This window comes from Mucilaginibacter sp. L196 (assembly GCF_009765905.1).
In the GTDB taxonomy this organism is placed as follows: domain Bacteria; phylum Bacteroidota; class Bacteroidia; order Sphingobacteriales; family Sphingobacteriaceae; genus Mucilaginibacter.
On sequence record NZ_LMUO01000006.1, the window covers coordinates 366,711 to 388,473 of the forward strand.

General features: G+C 39.9%; 19 protein-coding genes. 1 reads left to right on the plus strand and 18 read right to left on the minus strand.

What is annotated here, in order from left to right:
- Positions 1–31: 31 nt before the first annotated feature.
- The 13 genes from GSQ74_RS02620 to GSQ74_RS02680 all read right to left on the minus strand — a co-directional run bounded on the left by GSQ74_RS02620 (position 32) and on the right by GSQ74_RS02680 (position 13,691).
- Complete coding sequence (locus GSQ74_RS02620; RefSeq protein WP_158989749.1) at positions 32–2,137, minus strand: peptidylprolyl isomerase; 2,106 nt, start codon at positions 2,135–2,137, stop codon at positions 32–34.
- Between the two features lie 102 nt (positions 2,138–2,239).
- Entirely contained in the window at positions 2,240–2,761 is a 522-nt protein-coding gene (gene lptC / locus GSQ74_RS02625) for an LPS export ABC transporter periplasmic protein LptC (RefSeq protein WP_158989751.1), read from the minus strand.
- A gap of 66 nt (positions 2,762–2,827) precedes the next feature.
- Positions 2,828–4,162, minus strand: a complete 1,335-nt coding sequence (locus tag GSQ74_RS02630; protein WP_158989753.1) for a hypothetical protein — start codon at positions 4,160–4,162, stop codon at positions 2,828–2,830.
- Positions 4,155–4,895, minus strand: a complete 741-nt coding sequence (locus GSQ74_RS02635; protein WP_158989755.1) for a type III pantothenate kinase — start codon at positions 4,893–4,895, stop codon at positions 4,155–4,157. The genes GSQ74_RS02630 and GSQ74_RS02635 overlap by 8 nt, the downstream gene beginning before the upstream one ends.
- On the minus strand, positions 4,895–5,587 hold the full coding sequence (gene purQ, locus GSQ74_RS02640) for a phosphoribosylformylglycinamidine synthase subunit PurQ (protein ID WP_158989757.1): 693 nt from the start codon (positions 5,585–5,587) through the stop codon (positions 4,895–4,897). Before purQ ends, GSQ74_RS02635 begins: the two co-directional genes overlap by 1 nt.
- Before the next feature lie 45 nt (positions 5,588–5,632).
- The gene (locus GSQ74_RS02645; RefSeq protein WP_158989759.1) at positions 5,633–6,622 is read right to left on the minus strand and encodes a DUF6427 family protein; all 990 of its coding nucleotides are present in this window, start codon (positions 6,620–6,622) and stop codon (positions 5,633–5,635) included.
- Between the two features lie 206 nt (positions 6,623–6,828).
- On the minus strand, positions 6,829–7,812 hold the full coding sequence (locus GSQ74_RS02650) for a glycosyltransferase family protein (RefSeq protein ID WP_158989761.1): 984 nt from the start codon (positions 7,810–7,812) through the stop codon (positions 6,829–6,831).
- Positions 7,813–8,123: 311 nt separating this feature from the next.
- Positions 8,124–8,978, minus strand: coding sequence for a UDP-2,3-diacylglucosamine diphosphatase (locus GSQ74_RS02655; RefSeq protein WP_158989763.1), 855 nt, complete (start codon positions 8,976–8,978; stop codon positions 8,124–8,126).
- Between the two features lie 253 nt (positions 8,979–9,231).
- Positions 9,232–9,762, minus strand: coding sequence for a DinB family protein (locus GSQ74_RS02660; RefSeq protein WP_158989765.1), 531 nt, complete (start codon positions 9,760–9,762; stop codon positions 9,232–9,234).
- Between the two features lie 161 nt (positions 9,763–9,923).
- Complete coding sequence (locus tag GSQ74_RS02665) at positions 9,924–10,676, minus strand: 2-phosphosulfolactate phosphatase (RefSeq protein ID WP_158989767.1); 753 nt, start codon at positions 10,674–10,676, stop codon at positions 9,924–9,926.
- 41 nt (positions 10,677–10,717) lie between these two features.
- Complete coding sequence (gene gcvT / locus GSQ74_RS02670) at positions 10,718–11,797, minus strand: glycine cleavage system aminomethyltransferase GcvT (protein WP_158989769.1); 1,080 nt, start codon at positions 11,795–11,797, stop codon at positions 10,718–10,720.
- A gap of 33 nt (positions 11,798–11,830) precedes the next feature.
- Positions 11,831–13,039, minus strand: coding sequence for a glycosyltransferase family 4 protein (locus GSQ74_RS02675; RefSeq protein WP_158989771.1), 1,209 nt, complete (start codon positions 13,037–13,039; stop codon positions 11,831–11,833).
- 43 nt (positions 13,040–13,082) lie between these two features.
- Positions 13,083–13,691 (minus strand): ribonuclease HII, encoded by a 609-nt coding sequence (locus GSQ74_RS02680; RefSeq protein ID WP_158989773.1) that lies wholly within the window; start codon positions 13,689–13,691, stop codon positions 13,083–13,085.
- A gap of 297 nt (positions 13,692–13,988) precedes the next feature.
- Here GSQ74_RS02680 and GSQ74_RS02685 point away from each other — a divergent pair, with 297 nt between their 5' ends.
- Entirely contained in the window at positions 13,989–14,465 is a 477-nt protein-coding gene (locus GSQ74_RS02685; RefSeq protein ID WP_158989775.1) for a group II truncated hemoglobin, read from the plus strand.
- 81 nt (positions 14,466–14,546) lie between these two features.
- Here the strand turns inward: GSQ74_RS02685 and GSQ74_RS02690 are convergent, their stop codons facing one another.
- The 5 genes from GSQ74_RS02690 to GSQ74_RS02710 form a co-directional block, all read right to left on the minus strand.
- Positions 14,547–15,782 carry a PP2C family protein-serine/threonine phosphatase gene (locus tag GSQ74_RS02690; RefSeq protein WP_158989777.1) on the minus strand — a complete coding sequence of 412 codons (1,236 nt, stop codon included), beginning with the start codon at positions 15,780–15,782 and terminating at the stop codon, positions 14,547–14,549.
- A 196-nt stretch (positions 15,783–15,978) separates the two neighbouring features.
- Positions 15,979–17,136: an ABC transporter permease gene (locus GSQ74_RS02695; RefSeq protein WP_158989779.1), complete on the minus strand. Its 1,158-nt coding sequence runs from the start codon at positions 17,134–17,136 to the stop codon at positions 15,979–15,981.
- Between the two features lie 89 nt (positions 17,137–17,225).
- Positions 17,226–19,124 carry an ATP-dependent endonuclease gene (locus tag GSQ74_RS02700; protein WP_158989781.1) on the minus strand — a complete coding sequence of 633 codons (1,899 nt, stop codon included), beginning with the start codon at positions 19,122–19,124 and terminating at the stop codon, positions 17,226–17,228.
- Positions 19,125–19,625: 501 nt separating this feature from the next.
- Positions 19,626–20,756: a glycosyltransferase gene (locus tag GSQ74_RS02705; protein WP_158989783.1), complete on the minus strand. Its 1,131-nt coding sequence runs from the start codon at positions 20,754–20,756 to the stop codon at positions 19,626–19,628.
- Positions 20,740–21,762 (minus strand): lysylphosphatidylglycerol synthase domain-containing protein, encoded by a 1,023-nt coding sequence (locus GSQ74_RS02710; RefSeq protein WP_158989785.1) that lies wholly within the window; start codon positions 21,760–21,762, stop codon positions 20,740–20,742. Before GSQ74_RS02710 ends, GSQ74_RS02705 begins: the two co-directional genes overlap by 17 nt.
- Between the last annotated feature and the right edge of the window lies 1 nt (position 21,763).

The following is a 21,763-nucleotide window of genomic DNA, read 5'->3' on the forward strand; positions in this document are numbered from 1 at the left end:
GATCCCGGATACAAAATTACTTTTAATTTGGTTATAAGAACTTAACTCTGTAATCTTTTACATTCGCCTTATCTTTCAGTGCTTCTAATATACCTTGTTGTGAACGTTGCAATAAAGCCTGGCCCAATTCCTGTTTCTGCCTTAAGGCATTTGCAAGTGGTGCAGGTTTAATGAAATTATCAACAGTAAACACATAAACACCTGACTGGCCTATAACAGGAGCAGATATTTTACCCGGCTGCGAACCGAATACAGTACCTATTAATTTATATTCTGCTGATGAACCAGGGATTACCGGGTTAGCAAAAACTATATTCTGTATAGGAACAACAGGTGAACCTGCTTTTTGACCTACCTGATTGATATTTGATGCGCCACTAACTGCTGATTGCAATTTATCGGCAAGCGCTTTGCCTTTAACAGCAAGAAGTACTTGTGGTGCTATTTGCTTTTTAACAGCGCTTAAAGGTAATGTACCTTTAGGGTTAATTTGTGTTAAACGAGCTACCACATACTGGTCGCCGCTGGTGAATACCTGGTCGGAGAAATCGCCTGAGCTTGCTTTATAAGCCCAACGTACAATTTCGCGGCCACTGGTGATGGTATTAAATGTTGATGCGATCGGGTTTAAATCAGGAGCCTGAACAATTTTTAAACCTGCTTTATTTGCCTGATCGTCAAAATTATCGCCGCTTAATGTGCCCAGGAATGCCTGCGCTTTGCTATAAGCCGCTGATTGCGTTGCAGAACTTGCTGTTAACAATTTATCCACTGTAGCAACCTTAACTACTTTTGATGAACCTTTTTGGTCTTCAATATCGATGATACGTACACCGTATTGTGAAGTAACAATTTTTATATCGCCTTTTTTACCTTCAAAAACCGCATCTTCAAATGCTGGCACCATGCTGCCACGGCCAAAAGTTCCAAGTTCGCCACCTTTATCGGCAGATCCTTTATCAACTGAGTACATCTTAGCTAAATCAGCAAATGATTTACCACCTTCAATTAATTTTTTGATTGAATCAGCAGTAGCCAATGCCTTTTCAGGAGTACTGGTAATTGGCAATAGAATATGCCTTGCCTTAACCGAATCAGGACCTACCTGCTCATCAACCAATTTAGAAAGTTTGTAGCTGTTGCCTGATAAATAAGGACCGTAAACAAAGCCTTTAGCTGCGCCAAACATAATAGAATCTATTTTTGGATCGAGCTGACCTTTTCGCTGGAATGCAAGTGGTGTTTTTGTATCGGCATTTACCTCAACAAAAAGCGAATCATTGGTGCTGGCTTTAAATCCAGGTGCCAATTTATCAACCTCTGTTTTTACAACTGCCGAATCCTCTTTTGATGGAGCCGAGTTAAATATAACGTATTCAATGCTCCTGTTTTCTTCAGGATTTTTGAATTCGCCTTTATGGTCGTTATAGTACGTTTCGTAATCATCATCAGTTACCGTAACCTTACTGTCAGGTATCGATGTATAATCAAGTTTTACATATTTAAAATTAACCAATTTGTTTTTGGCTTCATAGTCATCCTGTGCATCGAGCGCGTTTACGTATAAACCGTTTGATACTAATGCCAAGTACTTTTCTGAACGTTTATCATCAACAATGTGACCAACAAAATCGTTCCAACGAATCAGCATTGGATCATCATTTTTAGCTGCGGATATATTGCTTAAAAAGTTATTAAGCTTCGCCCTGTCAACCTGGCCGGTTTGCGGGTTTCCGAATGCCTGTACAATTTGCGGGCTTGGGCTATCGCCCTGGATTAACGAACGTTTTTCATCGTCGCTTACAACCAAGCCTAATTTGTCCATCTCAGCGTTCAGGATCTTTTCGTTTAGCTCCTGGCTCCAGGTTGATTCCTGTATGTAGCTGGTGATTTGCGGTGTCATCTCAGTTTGATGAGATTGTGCCTGGAAGTTGGCCGTATTCTGGTCAACCCGTTTATTAAACTCATCAACAGCGATTTTTTCGCCGTTAACTTCGCCCATCTCGGTGTTGTCACCATGAAAAAACGAACCGCCATAATGTATAACCTCGCCTGCGATGAAAGCAAACATTGCAAAACCAATAACGACGACTAGTATCATCCCCATCCGGTTGCGCAAAAAACCCATTATTCCCATAAAAAAAATTATATAATATTATTAGTACTCCAAAAAGAGGCGCAAGATACAACTTTTAGTAAAATTTTTTAATAGAAAAAAAAATAGTCAAAAAGCTGTTAATTATTGCGTTGGCGCATCGGTTACATTAAATATGCCTGTTGACTGTGTCATGGTCCAATGAGCCAGTGCTTGGTCGCTTTTAAAGCCGGTACCGTTCATTATATCTCCGTTGGCCATTCTAATTTGAACAACCTTATCAGAGTGTATTGTTTTGGAGGTTTTATCCCAGATCAGCTCGTCTGATTTAAAGGTTTCGCCTTTTGCGTTTTTGGCAACCACATTCTTATGGAACTCCAACTTATTATCATCATCGCTTTGTATACCTGTATCTGCCGTGAGGGTACCCATCTGGCTCAGATCTATTTTATTAAAAATAATAACATTAACAGTTTTAGGCATCAGGTCATAGGGTTTTTTACCGTGATACTGCAATAACAAAGGAGCTAACACACGAACACGTACTTTTGCAGAATCGCTGTAAATTATATCAACACCGTGTATAGTATCAACATCGGCATTAACCTGATTTGCTGATAGCTCACGTACTTTATTGATGTCATTTTCACAGGCTGAAAACAGCATGATACCTGTTACAATTGCCGGCCAAAATAATTTTGACAGAAGTTTTGACCGACTTAACATGTTCAATTAATCAAGTTTATATTTTTTGAACCACTTGTCGTTAAGCGCGAATGATAAATGAAAATTAACATAATTCTCTTTTACAAGGCCATTAGCCAGGGTACCACGTGTACCTATTTCGGCAGCAAAATTTATTTTGTAATAACTGGCATAACCCGGCCTTAAAGGCAAGCCTAAACCAAAGGTAACTGCTTTATCAGTAATATTTGTGTTAGAGTTACCCGTTTGCACATCAACGTATGATTGGTTATATATAACTCCTACACGATAATCAATTGTTGCCCAATAGTTTGATAATGCATTAGCATCTGGCGTAAACTGGCCACCTAAATTATAGGTTTTACTATTTTGGTAATCCTGGCCTGTTACACCGGGTATATTTAATTGCGACCAGTTACCCTGGCTATATTCTGCCCCGATTAAAAATTTATTATCACTTACAAATGTTATACCATAGCGGCCTATATACGGCAAGCGCAGTTTTGCTTTAGGATCTTTTGTTTCAGAAAGTGTATCAGAAGCCACATTTTCATTACCCTGATCATCATAAGTATACTGACTTACGATATTCGTATGCTGGCTATTTAGGTTAGAGCTTAATGTAGCTGAGTAACCTAATATTAAATGTTTGCTATCGCTAAAGTCAATGGTATACTGGGCACCTATATCATAGCTTGCACCACCAATAGCATAACTATCTTCAACACGAGAGTTTACCGTGCTGAATAAGGTTGGTATTTCTGTTGAGCTGTATTGATGCAGGTTGCCAAATATGTAAGATGCATTGGCACCCAATAACAAATGCTTGCCTATACCGAAACCATAACCAATATAAGCTTTAGATAAATCGCCCTGACCATTGTATAGATAATTAACAGCATTAGTATCGATAACATTACCGGTACCGAAATTCTTTTTTGTGGTTTTGTAGCTATAACCCATTTCGCTATAAGGCTGCAAGCCAAAACTGAGGGCCGATTTTTTAGATACAGGGAATGCAAACGCAACGTGATCTAACCTGAAATTACCATTAGATTGGCTTGGCTGCCCGGTTTGGCTAAGGCTGGTAGAACTGCCATATATACCAATATCAATAATTGTTAAACGCAGGCTGCCATAACTTGCCGGGTTAACCGGGTTTAAGTTAAAATAACCGCTAAAGTTATTAATGGCTGCACCTAAGCCGCCCATACCTAATGTTTGCGGTAATGCCATTTGATCAAGGGTACCGATACCAAATTGCGAATACGGTGAGCTGGTAGTAGCTGTTGATTGTGCACTTACCCGGAAAACTGTAAGAGCAAGTAAAAACGTTATAAATAGTTTAGTAAATTTAATCATTATGCTTTGTTATGGCTGCGTTTAATCCTTTAAGAACCAGGTAGGGCTCATTTTTAATATGGGGGGCAAAGATGCTATTTTTTAACAGGGTATCAAAAAAAATACCGTCGCCTCCTGTTAGTATAATATTAAGTTCGTTTTTATGTTGTTTATAGCTTGTTATAAAACCTTCAAGCTCGTATTTTATGCCGTTTTGCACGCCAGATGTTATAGCGCTTTGGGTATTATTACCACTTATTTTATTAAAGGTGCTATCCTCATTAACTACAGGTAAAGCAGATGTATAATAATTTAATGCTTTATAACGCATTTTTAATCCCGGTGATATACTGCCGCCCGAATAATTTAAATCACTATCCACAAAATCATAAGTTATACAGGTTCCGCCATCTATTACCAAACTATTTTGACCGGGATAGGCATAAGCCGCGCCTATAACACCAGCCAAACGATCGGACCCTAAAGTTTTGGGGGTAAGATAATGGTTTTTGATACCTGTTGTCATTCCAGTATTAAAATAGATCACTTTGATTTTTTCCTTCAATACCGATTCCCAACCTGTATGCTCATTTTTTACCGTAGATATAATGGCTTTACTAATATTATAATCAATCAGTATATCCTGAACTTTTATATCCTGATCATGATAATGGGTGATATGCACTAATTCATCCTGCTCAAAAACAGCAATTTTTGTATTAGTATTACCTATATCAATAACCAGGTTTGCCATTAGGCCTTAACCAATGCCAATATAGATTCGAAAATAGCTAAACCGTCTTCGTTGCCCAACAAACTGTCGGCAGCACGTTCAGGGTGAGGCATCAGGCCGAATACGTTACGTTTGATATTACAAACACCCGCGATGTTCTCTAAAGAACCATTCGGGTTTGCATCAGCGGTAACTAAAGCCGAATCATCACAATACCTGAATAATATCTGGTCGTTATCTTTTAAGCTTTGCAATACATCAGCCTCAGCAAAATAATTTCCTTCGCCGTGGGCGATAGGGATTTTAAGCGCTCTTTGCGGATCGATCTGCGCGGTAAGTAACGAGTTTGAAGTTTCGGCTTTTAAGTAGATGTTGCGGCAAATAAATTTGCGGTTTTGATTATGTAAAAGCGCTCCCGGCAATAAACCTGCTTCGGTTAATACCTGGAAACCATTACAAATGCCCATTACATAGCCGCCGTTTTCAGCAAACTTGATAACCTCGGTCATTATGGGTGAGAAACGGGCGATAGCGCCTGAGCGTAAATAATCGCCAAAAGAGAAACCTCCCGGCAAAACTATAAAGTCAACACCCTGTAAATCATGGTCTTTATGCCATAGTTTTACTACCGGCTGGCCAGTTAATCGCTCTAATGTATAAATGATATCCTCGTCGCAATTGGACCCAGGAAAAATTACTACTCCAAACTTCATGTTACAAAACTAATATAACAGCTGAAATATGAACGAATTTAATAGTTAAAAAGTGTTAAACTGAAAGTATATGATGCTGATAAACAGCAAAAGATATAAGGTTTCGTAAAACCATTTACGGTTGCCGTGCAAAAAGTAGTAGGCAAAAAACACCGCGGCAGGTATGGTGCACAATAAAAAATGATTTAAATTAAACTGCGCCCGCACATAAAATGATAAGGCGGCAACCATAAAAATAAAAAACAACAGCTGAAAAGATTTACGTATCTGTACGTAACTTTTAAAGAAATTTTGCCTCAGCTTCACAAAACACAGCCCCAATATTACTATTACCGGGATAAGTACCAGGTAGTTGTAATAGTTGGTTATATTTATACGATCAGGAAACTTGGTACCCAGCGGCAGCCATATTTTATAAAATTCGCTAAATTGATTATGCAGGTAGTAGTACACTGCTAAAAAGAAAAACACCGTAGCATAACCAATAATACCGGCAATCCACTCGCGCCAGTTAAATGATCTAAAAATTATAAGCGCTATCCATATCACCAGGAAAAAAAAGATGAACGGGAAATAAATCAGCGTACCGAGGGCTACGATCATCCCCAGATCATAAGTGGTTGATAATGCGCTCTCGCCTTTATACAGGTCAAACAGCTTATACAGCATCCATATCACCAGAAAATTGCAGATCAACGGCGGACTTAAAACCAGGAACGGCGTAAATAAGCCCGATACGGTTATATACATTAATGCAGGCAAAAAAGTTGACTTGCCTAATAAATTATACCTGTTTACTAAAAAGTTAAGCAGCAACGCTTGTATAAATACCAATATCGCGGCTATAAATATGTTAGCAGCAGGCGAAAACATATGCTCATAGGCTAAAGGCACTAATGTGCGGGCAAATGTTTCAACAAACGTAAACTCAATATTAGCAGGCGCATTGTATAAATAGCCAATACGCAGTACAACCAACAGTATTAAAAGCCATAAAGCGTTAAGCGGATTAAACCTCCTGAAGATACTGATCATCAAATATTGTTGTTAAGGGAGCAATATTAGCAGAAAAACCGCTTATGCTAAAATCGTATGCTTATAAACTATTTAAAAATGATAAAACTATTGTCATTGCGAGGTACGAAGCAATCGCAAACTATGCTTAGCTGCTCTGTATAGCATGAGATTGCTTCGTACCTCGCAATGACATGGTAGAGTTTGGTATTGTACCTCCTGACAATTTACCTCGCATACTTTTTCACCAGATTCTCTACTATAGCAGCGGTTTCATCCGGAAAGTTTACCTGTATTATTTTATCATCGTTAAGCCAATTGGCAATATGGTTGTTGAAATGGCCATCAATCTCGTTAACAACAGGCACACCCAGCTTTGATGCCGAGAGGGCGTTACAACGTTGCTCATACTGGCCGGTCATTGGTATCATTAATACCTTTTTTTGTAAAAACAAGGCCTCTGCAGGTCCTTCAAAACCACCACCGGTTAGCAACCCCGCGCAACTGGCCAGGCTTTTATTAAACTCCTGATTATTTACCGGGCATATATGTACATTACCTATGTGGGTTGCTTCTTTTTGTCGTTTGGAGAAGATGTGCCATTCCACATCTGTTTTGCTCAGGTGGTTAAGTAATGTTTTATCATCATACGCGGGCAGATAAACGGTGTAATGCCCGTTGTTTGATGTTTCCATATTACGGATCTCGCTGCGGATAACCGGGGTATGGATAAAATCGGCATAACGCTCAAAATGAAAGCCTACATGATATGTAGTTGGCGAATAGTACTTAAACAGCCACTCGGCATAGTTCCATTTTTGCGGACGTGGTGTATTTGGCGATACAAACGAGCATTGATGGCTTAATGATACCGATGGTATTTTTTGCAACCTGCATGCCCAGGCGCTTACCGGCTCAAAATCATTAATAATCAAGTCGTAATCTTTTAAGGGCAGGCTATGCATATCGCGCCATAACTGCGGCAGGTTCATTATTTTAAATGTTGCCCAGTTATCAACCCCGCCTTTAGTGCCAAAAACAAAGCTAAACCCATGAAATTTATACTTGAGAGGCTGCGCCAAACTCACCTCGGCCTGTGTACCGCTAACTAGCAGATCAACATCTCCATATTGCTGCAAAAGCGGCACAATTTCGCGTGCGCGACTGATGTGGCCGTTGCCTGTACCCTGTATAGCGTATAGTATTTTCATGCTGATGAATGCGCGCTCAAGTTAGCAACAAAAAATGGCATGAGGCAAATTCAAAAGGGTGCAAATCAAAATTGTCGCTATTTTTTTGGCTAAAGCCTAATAATATAATTGCGCATCCGTTGGCTGAAGCCAACGGCAATGATTGATTGTAATTTATTACCATCTGCTTTAGCTGACGGTAAAGAGAAAAGTGTCATGCTGAGCGTAGTCGAAGTATGTGGGCAAAGGCCTTTACGCTCATACTTCGACTACGCTCAGCATGACACCCCTCTCTTTTTTTATAAAAAGTTCATTTTTGCTTAATCAAATAATTATGATGGCTCTTGTCTGAATCTTTCTAATAAGCTTTTTACATCCAGCTTGGCATCAAGGTCCTCGGCATCGGTTTTATCATCTTCGTTATCATCTTTAATAAAATCCTCGGGTCTGTAATTAAATATTTTCCATTTTTTGTCGTGGTATTCCAGCGCGGTTAGGCTCTCCACCCAATCGCCTGAATTCAGGTAGATCACACTACCGTTTTTTTCTGTTGATTCTATCTTCCTGATCTCGGCCTGGTGAATGTGGCCGCAAATTACATACTGATAGTTTTTATCGACAGCCAGATCGGCCGCGGTTTGCTCAAACTGGTTAATGAACTTCACCGCATCTTTAAACCTGGCTTTTACTTTTTTGGAGAAACTCATTTTCTCGCGCCCCATAGCGGTTAAAACCCAATTGGTAACACTATTCAACCAAATAAGCGTATCATAGCCTACAGCGCCTAATTTAGCCAGCCATTTGGAATGTTGCATGGTAACATCAAATACATCACCGTGAAATATCCAGGCCTTTTTACCATCTATATTTAAAACTATTTTGTTGAGCAATTGAAACGATCCCATGTTGAAATCGGCAAACTTGCGCAGCATTTCATCGTGGTTACCGGTTAGGTAATAAACCGGTATGCCTTCGGTAACAAATTTCAGTATGCGGCGTATCACTTTCATATGCGCCTCGGGCCAGTACGATTTACTGAACTGCCATATATCAATAATATCGCCGTTCAGTATCAGCATTTTGGGTTTGATGCTTTTTAAGTACTTAAGCAGTTCTTTCGCGTGGCACCCATAGGTACCTAAATGCACGTCGGATATTACTACGATATCAACTTCGCGTTTTGCCATGAAAATTTGGGGGTTAATGTTCCTGCCGGTAATGAATATCGGTAAATGGTGTTTGGTGAGTTAAGCCAACTGTTATTCGTTGTCTTCTTCTTCACTTACTTTTAGTTCGTAAGGGCTGAAATAAAATACGGCAAGCATTGCCAGTAAAGCGATTACAACCATGTATGAATATTCAAAATCCATTTAAAAGCTTTTAACAAAGGTAAAACTGATAAGTTACTATAGTGTTAAGACTTCGTTAAATATCAATGGTTTAGCTTGCTGAAAAATCTTTTTTTATGCGGTCGAGTTGTTTGAGGTGATGCGCCAGGTGGATGCGGATAAATTTAAACCATTGCGCGGCCGTGAACATGCCCAAACGAGGATGTTTAACCCTACGGATAGCTAATTTATCCGTAGTAAAAGGAACCATCTCGTCCATCCGCTTGCGGCATTTGATGATGAGGTTGCGGGCTTCTTCCTTACTAATTTTAACTGCCGGCATTTTTGAACTGACAGATTGAGGTTCCTTAATTTTAACCGGTGGGAAACGGCCAAAAAGCAATACCATTTTACCCATTAAGCTAGCTTTACCTGTGTTAGGCTTATCCGACTGATGGGTACAACGCTCCAATGCTATAGTTGCTCCCATAGTAGCCTGCATAATGTGCGAGTAAACTTCGGCATAGCTCCAGCCACCGTGTGGTGGTGTTTCGTCGAATTGGTCATCAGGGATGGAATCGATTTGGGCGCGGTAGTTATCAAATATCGCGTTTAGGTGCTTATGCTCTTTGGTTATGCTCACAAAGTAAATGTAGTGGTTTTAAATTCTTTTTGTTAAATAAAATTCAGCCTGTGGTTGGTATTCGAAAGACTTAAAAAGGGTGTCATGCTGAGGTACTCGAAGCATGTGGGCAGAGGCCTTTACGCTCATGCTTCGAGTACCTCAGCATGACACCCCACCCTTTATATCAATTTAACTAGTTTATCTCCTTGTAAAATAGGGATAGCGGTGGTCAAGTCCATCTGCAAACAAAATTCAATATCGGCTTCAATACCTAATGCTTTGAGGCGTTCGCTGTGCGATGTTTTTTTGAGGTAGGCTGAAATATCATTTTTCCCGATCTGGAAAAGATCATAAGCAGCTATGGCAGCGTCATCCAATATAAAACCGGCTGGTTTTAATTGATCTGCTACCGCTCCGGCAAAAAGCGTATCTTCCAGGTTGAAGTTGTTTTTCCATCCGGCACAAACCAGCAATATATCTTCCTGCTGATCTTTTAGCCAATTACAAACCGAGGTAAGGTTGAGAAACGAGCCAATGATTATTTTTTTTGCTTTGATAGATCGCTGCAAAGCATGGGTGCCATTGGTGGTGGTAAGCACTATGGTTTTGCCCGATACTTTTTCGTGTGTATAGGAGAATGGCGAATTTCCAAAATCAAAACCTGCTACTACTTCACCGTTACGTTCGGCGGCTAGCATATAGTCGGCGAATTTATCCTGATAGGCAAGGCATTCTTCAACTTCTGATACCGGAATTATAGCCTCTGCGCCATTTTCAATGCCGTAACAGATAGATGATGTGGCCCTGAAAATATCGATAACTACTACAATATAGTTCTCTACATCAAAAAGAGGGATAAGCGCAGGGGTTAAGCAAACGTCTACCCCCCGGCCCCCTGAAGGGGGAGTTTGATCAGCATGATTGTTAAACATATCTTTTAAATAAAATATTCCCCCTTCAGGGGGTTAGGGGGTTATTTATAAAAAGGTGGCTTAACCACTTTTGCCTTTACTTTATTATCACGTATGCTGATGAATATTTCAGCGCCTTCTTTGGCAAACTCGTTTTTAACGTAGCCCATACCGATTGCTTTTTGCAATGATGGCGATTGCGTACCTGAAGTTACGGTACCGATGTTATTCCCGTCGGCATCAACAATCTCGTAATCGTGGCGAGGGATGCCGCGGTCTATCATTTCAAAACCAACCAGCTTTTTGCTTACGCCTTGTTGCTTTTGTGCTTGCAAAGCATCTGAATTAACAAAATCCTTAGTGAACTTGGTTACCCAGCCTAAACCAGCCTCTAGTGGCGATGTAGTATCATTAATATCGTTACCATATAAGCAGAAACCCATTTCTAAACGTAAGGTATCACGGGCACCTAAGCCTATTGGTTTTATGCCAAATGGTTCGCCTGCTTTAAATATGGCATTCCATATGTGTTCAGCGTGTTCGTTATCAAAATAAACCTCAAAACCACCTGCACCGGTGTAACCTGTTGCCGAAACAACAACATTATCAATACCCGCAAACTTGCCTTTTTTAAAGGTATAGTACTCCATTGATGGCAGATCAATATCGGTAAGGCTTTGCAACGCTTCGGCCGCTTTAGGGCCCTGGATGGCTAGCAACGATGTGCGGTCGGATATGTTTTTCATATCAACGCCCCAGGTATTGTACTTAGAGATCCAATCCCAGTCTTTATCGATATTGGATGCGTTAACAACCAGCATGTAGGTTTTTTCGTCGATACGGTAAACCAGTAAATCATCAACTATACCACCATCTTCGTTTGGCAGGCAAGAATATTGCACTTTGCCATCATAAAGCTTGGCAGCATCGTTACTGCTCACTTTTTGTATCAGGTCGATAGCGTGATCGCCTTTTAAAATAAATTCGCCCATGTGGCTTACATCAAACACGCCTACGGCTTTGCGTACGGTTTCGTGTTCAGCGTTAATTCCGGCGTATTGTACGGGCATATTGTAACCGGCAAAGGGTACAATTTTGGCGCCTGCTTTTATATGAATATCAGTTAATGCGGTATTTTTCATGAATTGGGTCAATTGCCGTCAAAAGTAATAAAATTAGCTTACTCCCACAGGCAGCAAACGCTCATATATATTAAAAAGCTTACTGGTGACTACATTTATATCGTGTTGGTGCTCTATAAGCTCGCGGGCATTTAAACCAACACTGCGGCAAAACTCTTCGTCGGTTATGCAGCGTTTTATGGCATCGTAAAACTCGTCGGCATTATTGGCTATTAATATATTCTTGCCGTTCGTAAAATTAATTCCTTCGGCACCGAGTGATGTGGAGATAATACATTTTTCCATGGCCATCCCCTCAACAATCTTAACCCTCACCCCTCCGCTGGATAACAGCGGTACGATCATTATGGATTTACTATTCACAAACTCGAGCGCGTCATCAACTTCGCCGGGGATAAAAATCTTGCCCATCACCTCGTAATCATCAAAACGCTCGGGAATATCATTACCTGCCACATAAAATTTAACGGGGAGGTCGCCGTTGGTTAGTTCTTTGTGGAAATTTTCCAGAAACCACTCAATGCCTTCGCGGTTAGGCAACCAATCCAGCGAACCTAGAAAAAACAGACTTGGCACCTCGGTTTTGGTATAATCGGGTTTATACTGTTCCAGATTTAAACCTACCGGCAATACATTTACAGGTGTTTCTGTACCATACGATAACATGGTGGCTTTATCTTGCTCGGTAAATACAATAATTGAGTCTACTTTATTAAGTTGCTCCAACTCGAATTTTTTAATGCGCTTGGCATGCATCCTTAAATACGACTTTTTAAACGGGTCATTCTTTTGACCAGCCAAACGCTGCCATACTTGATTTTCGATATTGTGCGCCCGGTAAATAAGCTTTGAATTGCAACTTTTACGAACTGCGTTTAAGTACAACGATACCATCAGCCCATCAAACTGCACAATATCATAGTTATTTATACGCACCTCGCGCATCAGCTGGCGCTCAAATTCGGCATCGTAATACTTATCAATATTAAAAGATGTTTTACTGAACAGGTTAACAGCCACATCCAAAACCGATACCCGCGTATCAATATCATAAGCACGATAGTTTATCTTGCTTATCACATCGTCGTTAGGTTGTTCGTGGTAATTTTTTTTGGAATTTAACGCCACCAACGATACCTCGTGCCCCAGGTTAACAAGGCCTTTAATGGTATTGTATACCACAATCGGGTATCCGCCATTTTGCGGAAATGGAACACGGTGAGCTAAAATAAGTATCTTCAAACTTAATTGGTTTCCAACAAAAATACCATCTGTAACGACTATATCAAAGTCCCTCGGGAAAAATAGTTAATTGCGGCTTGCTTACTGTAAAAGTACGGCGATGATATGGCGTAAAACCTAATTCCAATACTGTATTACGGTGTTTTATGGTTGGATAGCCTTTATTGGTGTGCCAGTTGTATTCAGGATGTTCTTCGGCAATTTGCTTCATGTAATCATCGCGATAGGTTTTGGCTAATATAGATGCCGCCGCGATACTTAAATACTTGGCATCGCCCTCCACAATACATTGGTGGGGCGTGTCCTGATATTTATTAAAGCGGTTACCGTCGATAATTAAGAATTCGGGTTTCAAATGCAGTTTATCAATAGCACGGTGCATGGCTAAAAAAGAAGCGTTCAGGATGTTGATCTCGTCTATCTCCACATTATCAACCGAGGCTATGGCATAAGCAATCGCTTTTTCCTCTATCTCTTTACGGAGCTGGTAGCGTACATTATCAGATAATTGCTTAGAATCGTTTAGCAATTCGTGCTCAAAGTTATGCGGAAGGATTACCGCGGCAGCAAATACCGGCCCGGCAAGGCACCCACGACCAGCTTCATCGCATCCGGCTTCAATCAAATCAAATTGGTATCTTGCTAATAACATCAACAGCTAGTTTTTCAAATATCCGTTTTTTAAAATTGAGGATTTAGGGGTGTGGAAAAGATGTGAGGAAAAATTACTCACCCGGCTACGCTTCGCTGGCCGACTCTCTCTTTCGCTGCGCGACAAAGAGGTGAAAAATACAAGTCCAATTTCCTTCCTTTCTTGCGTTCCTTTTTCTTTGCAAACGAATGTAAGAAGCGCACAAGAATGAAAAATAAATTATAAGATTTGGGTTGACGAATCATCAATTTATTAGGCGATTTTATTATTCATAACTATATTTAAAAAAATAAGACCATGATGGATAATAAACCTATTCCTTCGCTTTACGAATGGGCGGGGGGAATGCCCATATTTATAGAACTGTTTGATAAGTTTTATGATAAGGTATTAGCTGACGATATATTGGAACCAGTTTTTAAGCATATGTCACCAGAGCACCGGTTGCATGTAGCTCATTTTGTGGCCGAGGTGCTGGGCGGCCCTAAATTGTATAGCGAAAGTGAGGGTAGCCATTTCGAAATGATACGCCACCATCTTTCAAAACACCTTACCCAACAGCACCGCCAGCGCTGGATGGAACTGCTGCTACAAACTGCCGACGAGTTAAAACTCCCCGACGACCCCGAATTTCGTTCGGCATTTTTAGCTTATCTGGAATGGGGAACGCGAATTGCCGTCATCAATTCAAATATGGATAACATCACCGAACCAACGGATATACCTATGCCTAAATGGGGTTGGGGAGTGCCTGGTGGGCCTTTTCAAGGATAACTTAAGGTTGATTAGTTTGCTGCTTCGCCGCACGAGAGCTCTTCTCAGTCCTGCTCAAAACGAAATGGTAGAGATTGTGTTCTAAAATATCCGTAGCGTAAGCAAGGTAATATCATCAATAGCCTTTCCTTTTGTAACATGGTTAACATGCTCGAGCAGGGTTTGGTTGAAACTATCGGGCGACGCGTTGCCGTGCTGTAACACAAATTTTAACAACTTTTCCTCGTTCCAGCTTTTGGGGCCTTGTGATTCGTAGTCCATTAAGCCATCGGTATAGTTGAATATCAAACTACCGGGATCAATATCTATTTCGCCCTGATTTAAGAATGGCAGCTCTTCAAAAGCACCTATCATAGTAGTACCTAACTTAAGCGGGATAGCCTCTCCATTTGAATATAAAATCGCGGGGTTGTGACCGGCATTTATATAGTTAAGTAAACGTGTTTTTTGATTGTATTTGGCTAAAAAGAGCGTAATAAAGCGTTCGCCTTTGGTATTGTTGAGTACAATTTTATTAAGGCGCTCAATAATATTGGTCAGGTCGTCCTCCACCGTGGCCCAGGCATGCAAACTGGCCTGAAAATTAGCCATCAGCAATGCGGCCGAAATCCCTTTTCCCGAAACATCGGCTATGCACCAGATAAATTCATCCTCGTTCAGGCGGATAAAGTCGAAATAATCGCCGCCAATATTTTGGTGAGGCAGATACCGGGCATCAATCTCAACGCCATCATCTTTATGTATCCGGATGGGTACCAGCATATTCTGCACCTCAACGGCAAGCTCCATCTCGCGCTCAAAACGTTCTGTTTGTAAACGCTCCCTGAATAAACGTTTATTTTCGAGCGCAACCAGCACCACATTTATAAGGGTTTGTATAAAGTTGAGGTCGTTGTTCAACATCTCGGGCGAGCTGTTGAAATCGCCTATAAACGCGTAAGCAAGCGCCTTGTTTTTATGGTAGATAGGGATGAAGTAATCGTATGTTTTTAGTATCGGGTCGGAGTGGCTAGCAACCGGAGTGGCTGTTTTAAATTTGCTTAGATCGGTGCAAATGCGATGCAATACACTTACCGGTTCAATGGCGCCGCCATACTTTGATATGCAGATAAAATTTTCATCATCCTCAATCAAAAACCTGAATTTCCCTACTTGCAGATAACTCTGCAAAATAACCTCGAGCATTTGCACCAATACTGGTGTAGCTATGTTTTTATTGATGGCCCTGGTTACTTCGAGCAGCGAGTTTAATTCCGACTGCCTCTTAAGCAGTAATCTAATCAGTTCATCTTCGCCAGACTTATCGATATTTTGCATTTATTGGGCAGTATAGATAAGGTTTAAATTTTCAGACACCCCTGTGTTTAATGAATTACCTGTCAAAGATACCATTAACAGATTGTTTAATATTAATAAAAGCCTCCATTCATTTTTTTGTTTTAACAGAAGAGAAGCGTGGGGGTTAAAGATCATATAGTTTATAAACAGAACAGCCTAAAATAAAGAATAATTTTCAAATTCGTGTATTTTGAGATTTAATATCAAAAGCATCGCGCAAACCGGTGGTTACCAGATTAAAAGAATAAACCAAAAACATAATGGCGAGCCCCGGCAGCACTGCTAAATACGCCGCATCCATCACAATATAAGCGTAATTTTCCCGGATCATACTACCCCATGTTGGCATTGGCGGTTGCGCCCCGAAACCCAGGAAGCTAAGCCCGGCCTCCAGCAATATAGCCGTAGCAAAATTTGATGCCGCCAGCACCAGAATTGGCCCGATAATATTAGGCAAAATATGCCTGATAATAATACGTGCATTACCAAAACCCATTGAACGTGCTGCTTCAACGTATTCCACCTGTTTTAAGCTGATCACTTGTCCCCTTACCAATCTGGCTACCTCAACCCACATGGAAAGGCCAACAGCTACAAAAATTTCCCATAAACCTTTGCCCAATGCAAACGATATGGCAATAACCAGCAACAAGGCTGGCAATGCCCAAAGTATGTTCATCAGCCAGCTTAACGAGGCATCAAGCCAACCGCCAAAGTAGCCCGCGATCGCGCCGATGCTTACACCCAGTAACATACTGATGAGTACCGACATTAAACCGACAGATAAAGATACCCGTGTGCCTAGTAACAGCCTGCTCAGCATATCGCGCCCATAAATATCGGTACCGAACCAAAAGGTTTTGCGTGTGATCTGTTTGCTAACGATTTGGTTTTTTAATACGGAGAGATTGCTTATTTGGGCAGATGCATGCTTTTGCCCGGTGGCGACTTCAACAATACTGTAAGCTTTTTTTTCGGGCTTATCTTCATCGCCGATATATTGGTTGATGTAGATGGAATCTTTGGCGAAGTAGTAACCGGTTATGGGTATTTCATGATAAAAGCTGGTTTGTCCCGATAGCATTTTGGTGAAGATGCTGGCGGTATCTACAGGCTCCGATTTACGGATATTGAGGAACATGAATTTAGATCCCGGTTTTTTGAGGCTGAGCTGGATAGCCATGTTATTGGCATCGGGCGTGGAATCGGGCATGATGAGATAGCCCAATATGGCAACCAACGCGGTGATGATGATAAACACTAAACCCGCCATAGCAGATTTATTGCGTTTAAATGTTTTCCAGGTGCGTTGGGATGGGGTGAGCTCGGGCATTAGCCACTAATTTCATGAATTTAATTGGGATGTGGCGAATATAATACCCTTGCTGTCGCACCCATTCCGCGTGTGCCAGCAGAAGGGTATTACAGTTTATTTACGCTATCCTTTAATTGTTCAAGAAATAAAAAGTAGTCATTTTTTGTATCCGTCCCTTTAAAGGTATCAAAAATAAGATTTTTGAATTGTTCCAATATCTTTGAAATATCTTGATTATCAACTATCCCGTTCGACTTAACCCATGATTGTATTTCAGCTAAAATCCCAACATTTGATTCAATTACCGGATTTGTAAGTAACAGAGGATTGTCGATTTTTAGTTTATTTACAACTTTTCCTATGTGTTCAGATGTTAAAAAATCCTCTCCAGTAATGATGGAGGCATTAGAATAAATTTCATTATATCTTTTCCAAACACCATAAATACGCTCTTTTTTAAATTCTTTTTGTTTCTCTATAGCAGCTTTATCATTATCACTTATGACTATACATTTTTTATTTGTAAGTTCAAATATTGGAGTGATATTTTTTATGCTTTTCACACCAGTGGCGCTACTAATTCCAATCTTATTTAATGCATCTTTAAGCTCAGCTTTTTCCTTTGTAAGATGTTTCAATGCTGTTTTAAAGAGCTTTTTATCTCTCCAGCCCTCAAATAAGATATTTTTTTCTTTAAGCTGATCATAAATGCTATATCCTAAAGCTTTGTATAAAACCTCTTCTTCTATAATATTATCCTCTTGCGTTATTTCTAATTGAGTTACTTCCTCAACTTTTTTTACAATATAATGCCTGGAAATGTTTTCTTTATCTATAAGAAATATCGAATGGGTGCTTGCTAAAATATAATTGTTTTTCGAGATGTTTATCAATTCATCCCTTAAACTTCGTACACCTGATGGATGTAATCCCATATCAGGTTCATCTATTACAATCACTGTGTTAGAAAGATCTTTGTTTTTATCATTTACTGATAACATTAATAAAAATGTCACAAAACGCTTAAATCCATCACTTCTTTGATTTAGACTAAAATTATTTTTCTCCTTAATCCCAGCATCAATTTCCTCTCCATTAGGAGATAAAAAGAATGATATATAATCATATTCTTTCCAAACAGCTCTAAAATGTTTAGTTCCGTGATCGGCTACTCTATCTAATAAATTACGTATTTTATTTTTACTGCCAACCTGAGCATTGGTTATTTCTTTTGTAATATCTTTTATTCCGGCAATCTTAAAAAGATTTTTTAACGGTATACATGTATCAGGGTCAGCAGCAAATTCATCTATATTAATAGTTGCCGGCAGTAAATTTGATTCATCATATTGCCAATACATAAGTGTTGGAATTTTCGCTTTCACAATCTGCTTAATTTCAGAACCTATCAATGTATGAAGTTCCGAAATATTCGCTGTTGTATAACTTTCGGCGATAATACTTTCAACTCCTTCTGTATCGATAAATAAAGCATTGTCAACTGTAATATTTTCTGTCGCATTAGGCTTAATATAACTCTTGTTTTTTTTTATAAAGTTTAAAAGCTTAAATTTTGAGTCTAATGTCCAATATGAATATGCTTTTGATTTATCTAAAATGTTTATTCTATACAAACCTTCATATTGAAGTTTACAAAATTCTAATAAAGTATATTCTGACTTGCCGTCTGTTATTATTTTCTTGTCTCTATTTTTTAAATATATAGTGGCAGAAATATTTTTGTATACCTGTTGAATTTCTTCCTGATTTAAATTAAAAATATACCTAACATACGCTTCAACTATCGACCTTTCTTCTGGAAGAGGCTCCCTTATATCTTCATCTGATGGCTCAATGTCTGGAGCTAATAATGAAAGTGCTTTCAGAATATTAGTCTTTCCACTTTCATTCTTACCGACTAATATTCTAAAGCTATTATTTGAGAAATCAACGTCCAGTTCTTTTATTGACCTGAAATTTTTAATACTGACTTTTTTTAGGATCATGTGATAGGATAAGTATATTAGTATAAATATACATGCATATCTTTCATTTCCAAATTGGTTGCTAAAATTCTCCCGCTACCGCAAGCGTCCCGATTGTGGTTTATGCTTTTCTATTGAACTTATTATATACTTGCATGTTTGCCACAAGCGCTTGCGGTAGCAAAAAAGCTGGCATGGTGAAGAACATACCCCTTGCCCCTCTCGAGAGGGGAACTGATTTGCATGGTGGTGATTTTGGTACAGAAACACGCATAAACCCAACAAAATAGGGTGCTTTTATGGGTTAAAAGCTATAATTTTTGTTAAAAAATGGCATAAAAACAGTGAAAAACGTGTGTTTTTTGATGTTTTTAGGGCATATTTTGGGTGTTTTTGGGGTAAAAACGGCTCAATTTGGCATGTAATAACCGCCTTTTTAGGGGCTTTTAGGGCGTTTTTGGGGCTGAAAGTGTTTCAAATGTACCAACTGTTTCATGTGTACCGTGGTACAGTACGGCAGGGTTACCTAACCGTCCTGCCCTTCCAAACGTACTTTTTGGTGTTGCCAATTAAGCCCACATACACAAAGTAAACGATGTGTATGGGCGATAGCAGGAACAGCAACCATATCAGCCCCCTGCGCTTAAAAAACGCCGTTACCGGCAGCAGGAATATGGCCTCGAAGATGAACTTCAACCCATATTGCAGCAGGAACAGGTAGAAGAACCTGACATCAAAAAAGCTTAGTATACCGTTTACCAGTATCAGCACATTAAACAACCAGATACCTACGGCAAGGGCCACTATTTTTTTGTCTTTATACTTGGTAGATTTGGATGCCCAGCGGCGGCGCTGGTTTAAGAATTCCTTTAAGTTTGCCTTAGCGTGAGTGTATACAATGGCTTCGGGTAGCTTCAGGAAGGCGATTTTATCAGCATATTTTTCAGCTACTTTTTGCAGTAGTAGTTCATCATCACCGGATGCTAGTTCATCAATGCCTTTGAACCCTCCTACCTCGTAAAACACATCCTTACGATAAGCGAAATTAGCGCCATTACAGGTTGATGCCTTGTTATTACCAATGAACGACGCGCCCATGGCTACCAGGTAACCAAACTCTAAAGTTTGCAGGTTTTCAAACAGGCTTTTCTCCTCAAAATAGGTTACCGGGGACGAGATCATTACCGGGTTCCGGGTTTCATAATAATTCACAATGGATGATAGCCATTGCGGGCCCATGCGACAATCGGCATCGGTAGCCACCATTAGCTCTCCGGTTGATTGGTTGATGGCTTCGGCAATTGCTTTCTTTTTGTAGGAGTTGAGGGGCTTATCCTCGTTCAATTGTAATAGCTTGATGCCTTGTGGGGCATAGCTGCGGATAATATCTGCTGTACGATCGGTAGAGTGATCATCAACAATAATAACTTCCATCAGGTGTTTGGGGAAATCCTGCACTAAAATATCATCGATAGTTAGGGCTATTTTTTCCTCCTCATTACGGGCAGCGATGAGCACGGTTACTTTGGTTTTAAAATCAACTACATCCAGTTTAGGCCGTTTTAAATTCGACCAGCCTTTTATCAAATAAATAAGTACTAACAGGTACAAGCCGGTTAGCGATAGAGAGATAATACTATACGTTACGATCAAAGAATTTCAGTTTAAAAACAAATACGGAGCCTAAAATAGCGGGAATAATTAAATTTATCAGCCAAATTGATGAAACTGCCGCTACAACAGCCAACGATTGGGTAGTAATATGCGCGAAAAGTACGCTTGCGGTAGCGCTGCGTACGCCAACATCCAGCAGATCCAACGATGGCAGAGCCGATTGCACAAAGAATAATATCAGCACCATCAGCATCATTTTAACCACAGGCATTTCGGGTATCAGCAGGTGTATTACCAGGTAATATTGAAACGAGAATACAGCGAACCTCGCCATACAAAATCCCATTATTTTGAATAACTCCGGCTTGGTATAACGGCCCATGATGTCGAAAAAGCGGTGATATTTTTTCACATAAGGGATGTAATCCAGTAGCTTTACTATCCATTGGATATGAAAAAACAATACCAGGAAAAACACCATAAATATTATGGCTGAAACAAATATCCAGATGTAGATATAGATGTTTAAATGTGAGTATGTATATAAATACCACATCAGCGCGCATGCGCCAAGTACATTGGTTATAACGCTTTGTCCGAATGCGCCTACGGCCATGGCAAATACGCCGTGTATACGTTTACGATTGGGCAAAAACAATACGCGCCCCGCATATTCGCCCAGGCGGTTGGGGGTAAATATGGCCCAAGTCAAACCGCAAAAAACGGCTTCGATAGATTGCCAAATTGAAATTTTTTGAACCCTGTTGATCAGGTATTTCCACTTGATGGATTCAAGTATCCAGTTTACTAACATCAGCAGCACAATTGCCGACATGGTGATAGTAACTTGCTGCTGACTGATATGATTAACCAGTTGTTGAAATCGTTTTAAGCTATCGCCTTTTTCAATAAACTGATGATAGATGTAAACCAGAGCCAAAACAAGTATCCCGACTTTAATCAGGAGAGAAAATAATTTTTTAGCGGCTTTGGTTAACAAGGGGTACGAGTTTTTTTGCAATGTTACAAAAAGTTGATGGTTCATA

Coding starts and splice junctions, on each gene's coding strand:
- GSQ74_RS02700 (WP_158989781.1), bottom strand. CDS start 19,124: ATGATCCTAAAAAAAGTCAGTATTAAAAATTTCAGGTCAATAAAAGAA.
- GSQ74_RS02650 (WP_158989761.1), bottom strand. CDS start 7,812: ATGAAAATACTATACGCTATACAGGGTACAGGCAACGGCCACATCAGT.
- lptC (WP_158989751.1), bottom strand. CDS start 2,761: ATGCTGTTTTCAGCCTGTGAAAATGACATCAATAAAGTACGTGAGCTA.
- GSQ74_RS02710 (WP_158989785.1), bottom strand. CDS start 21,762: ATGAACCATCAACTTTTTGTAACATTGCAAAAAAACTCGTACCCCTTG.
- GSQ74_RS02680 (WP_158989773.1), bottom strand. CDS start 13,691: ATGTTATTAGCAAGATACCAATTTGATTTGATTGAAGCCGGATGCGAT.
- GSQ74_RS02665 (WP_158989767.1), bottom strand. CDS start 10,676: ATGTTTAACAATCATGCTGATCAAACTCCCCCTTCAGGGGGCCGGGGG.
- GSQ74_RS02645 (WP_158989759.1), bottom strand. CDS start 6,622: ATGATCAGTATCTTCAGGAGGTTTAATCCGCTTAACGCTTTATGGCTT.
- GSQ74_RS02630 (WP_158989753.1), bottom strand. CDS start 4,162: ATGATTAAATTTACTAAACTATTTATAACGTTTTTACTTGCTCTTACA.
- GSQ74_RS02655 (WP_158989763.1), bottom strand. CDS start 8,978: ATGGCAAAACGCGAAGTTGATATCGTAGTAATATCCGACGTGCATTTA.
- purQ (WP_158989757.1), bottom strand. CDS start 5,587: ATGAAGTTTGGAGTAGTAATTTTTCCTGGGTCCAATTGCGACGAGGAT.
- GSQ74_RS02690 (WP_158989777.1), bottom strand. CDS start 15,782: ATGCAAAATATCGATAAGTCTGGCGAAGATGAACTGATTAGATTACTG.
- GSQ74_RS02695 (WP_158989779.1), bottom strand. CDS start 17,136: ATGCCCGAGCTCACCCCATCCCAACGCACCTGGAAAACATTTAAACGC.
- GSQ74_RS02635 (WP_158989755.1), bottom strand. CDS start 4,895: ATGGCAAACCTGGTTATTGATATAGGTAATACTAATACAAAAATTGCT.
- GSQ74_RS02685 (WP_158989775.1), top strand. CDS start 13,989: ATGATGGATAATAAACCTATTCCTTCGCTTTACGAATGGGCGGGGGGA.
- GSQ74_RS02620 (WP_158989749.1), bottom strand. CDS start 2,137: ATGGGAATAATGGGTTTTTTGCGCAACCGGATGGGGATGATACTAGTC.
- gcvT (WP_158989769.1), bottom strand. CDS start 11,797: ATGAAAAATACCGCATTAACTGATATTCATATAAAAGCAGGCGCCAAA.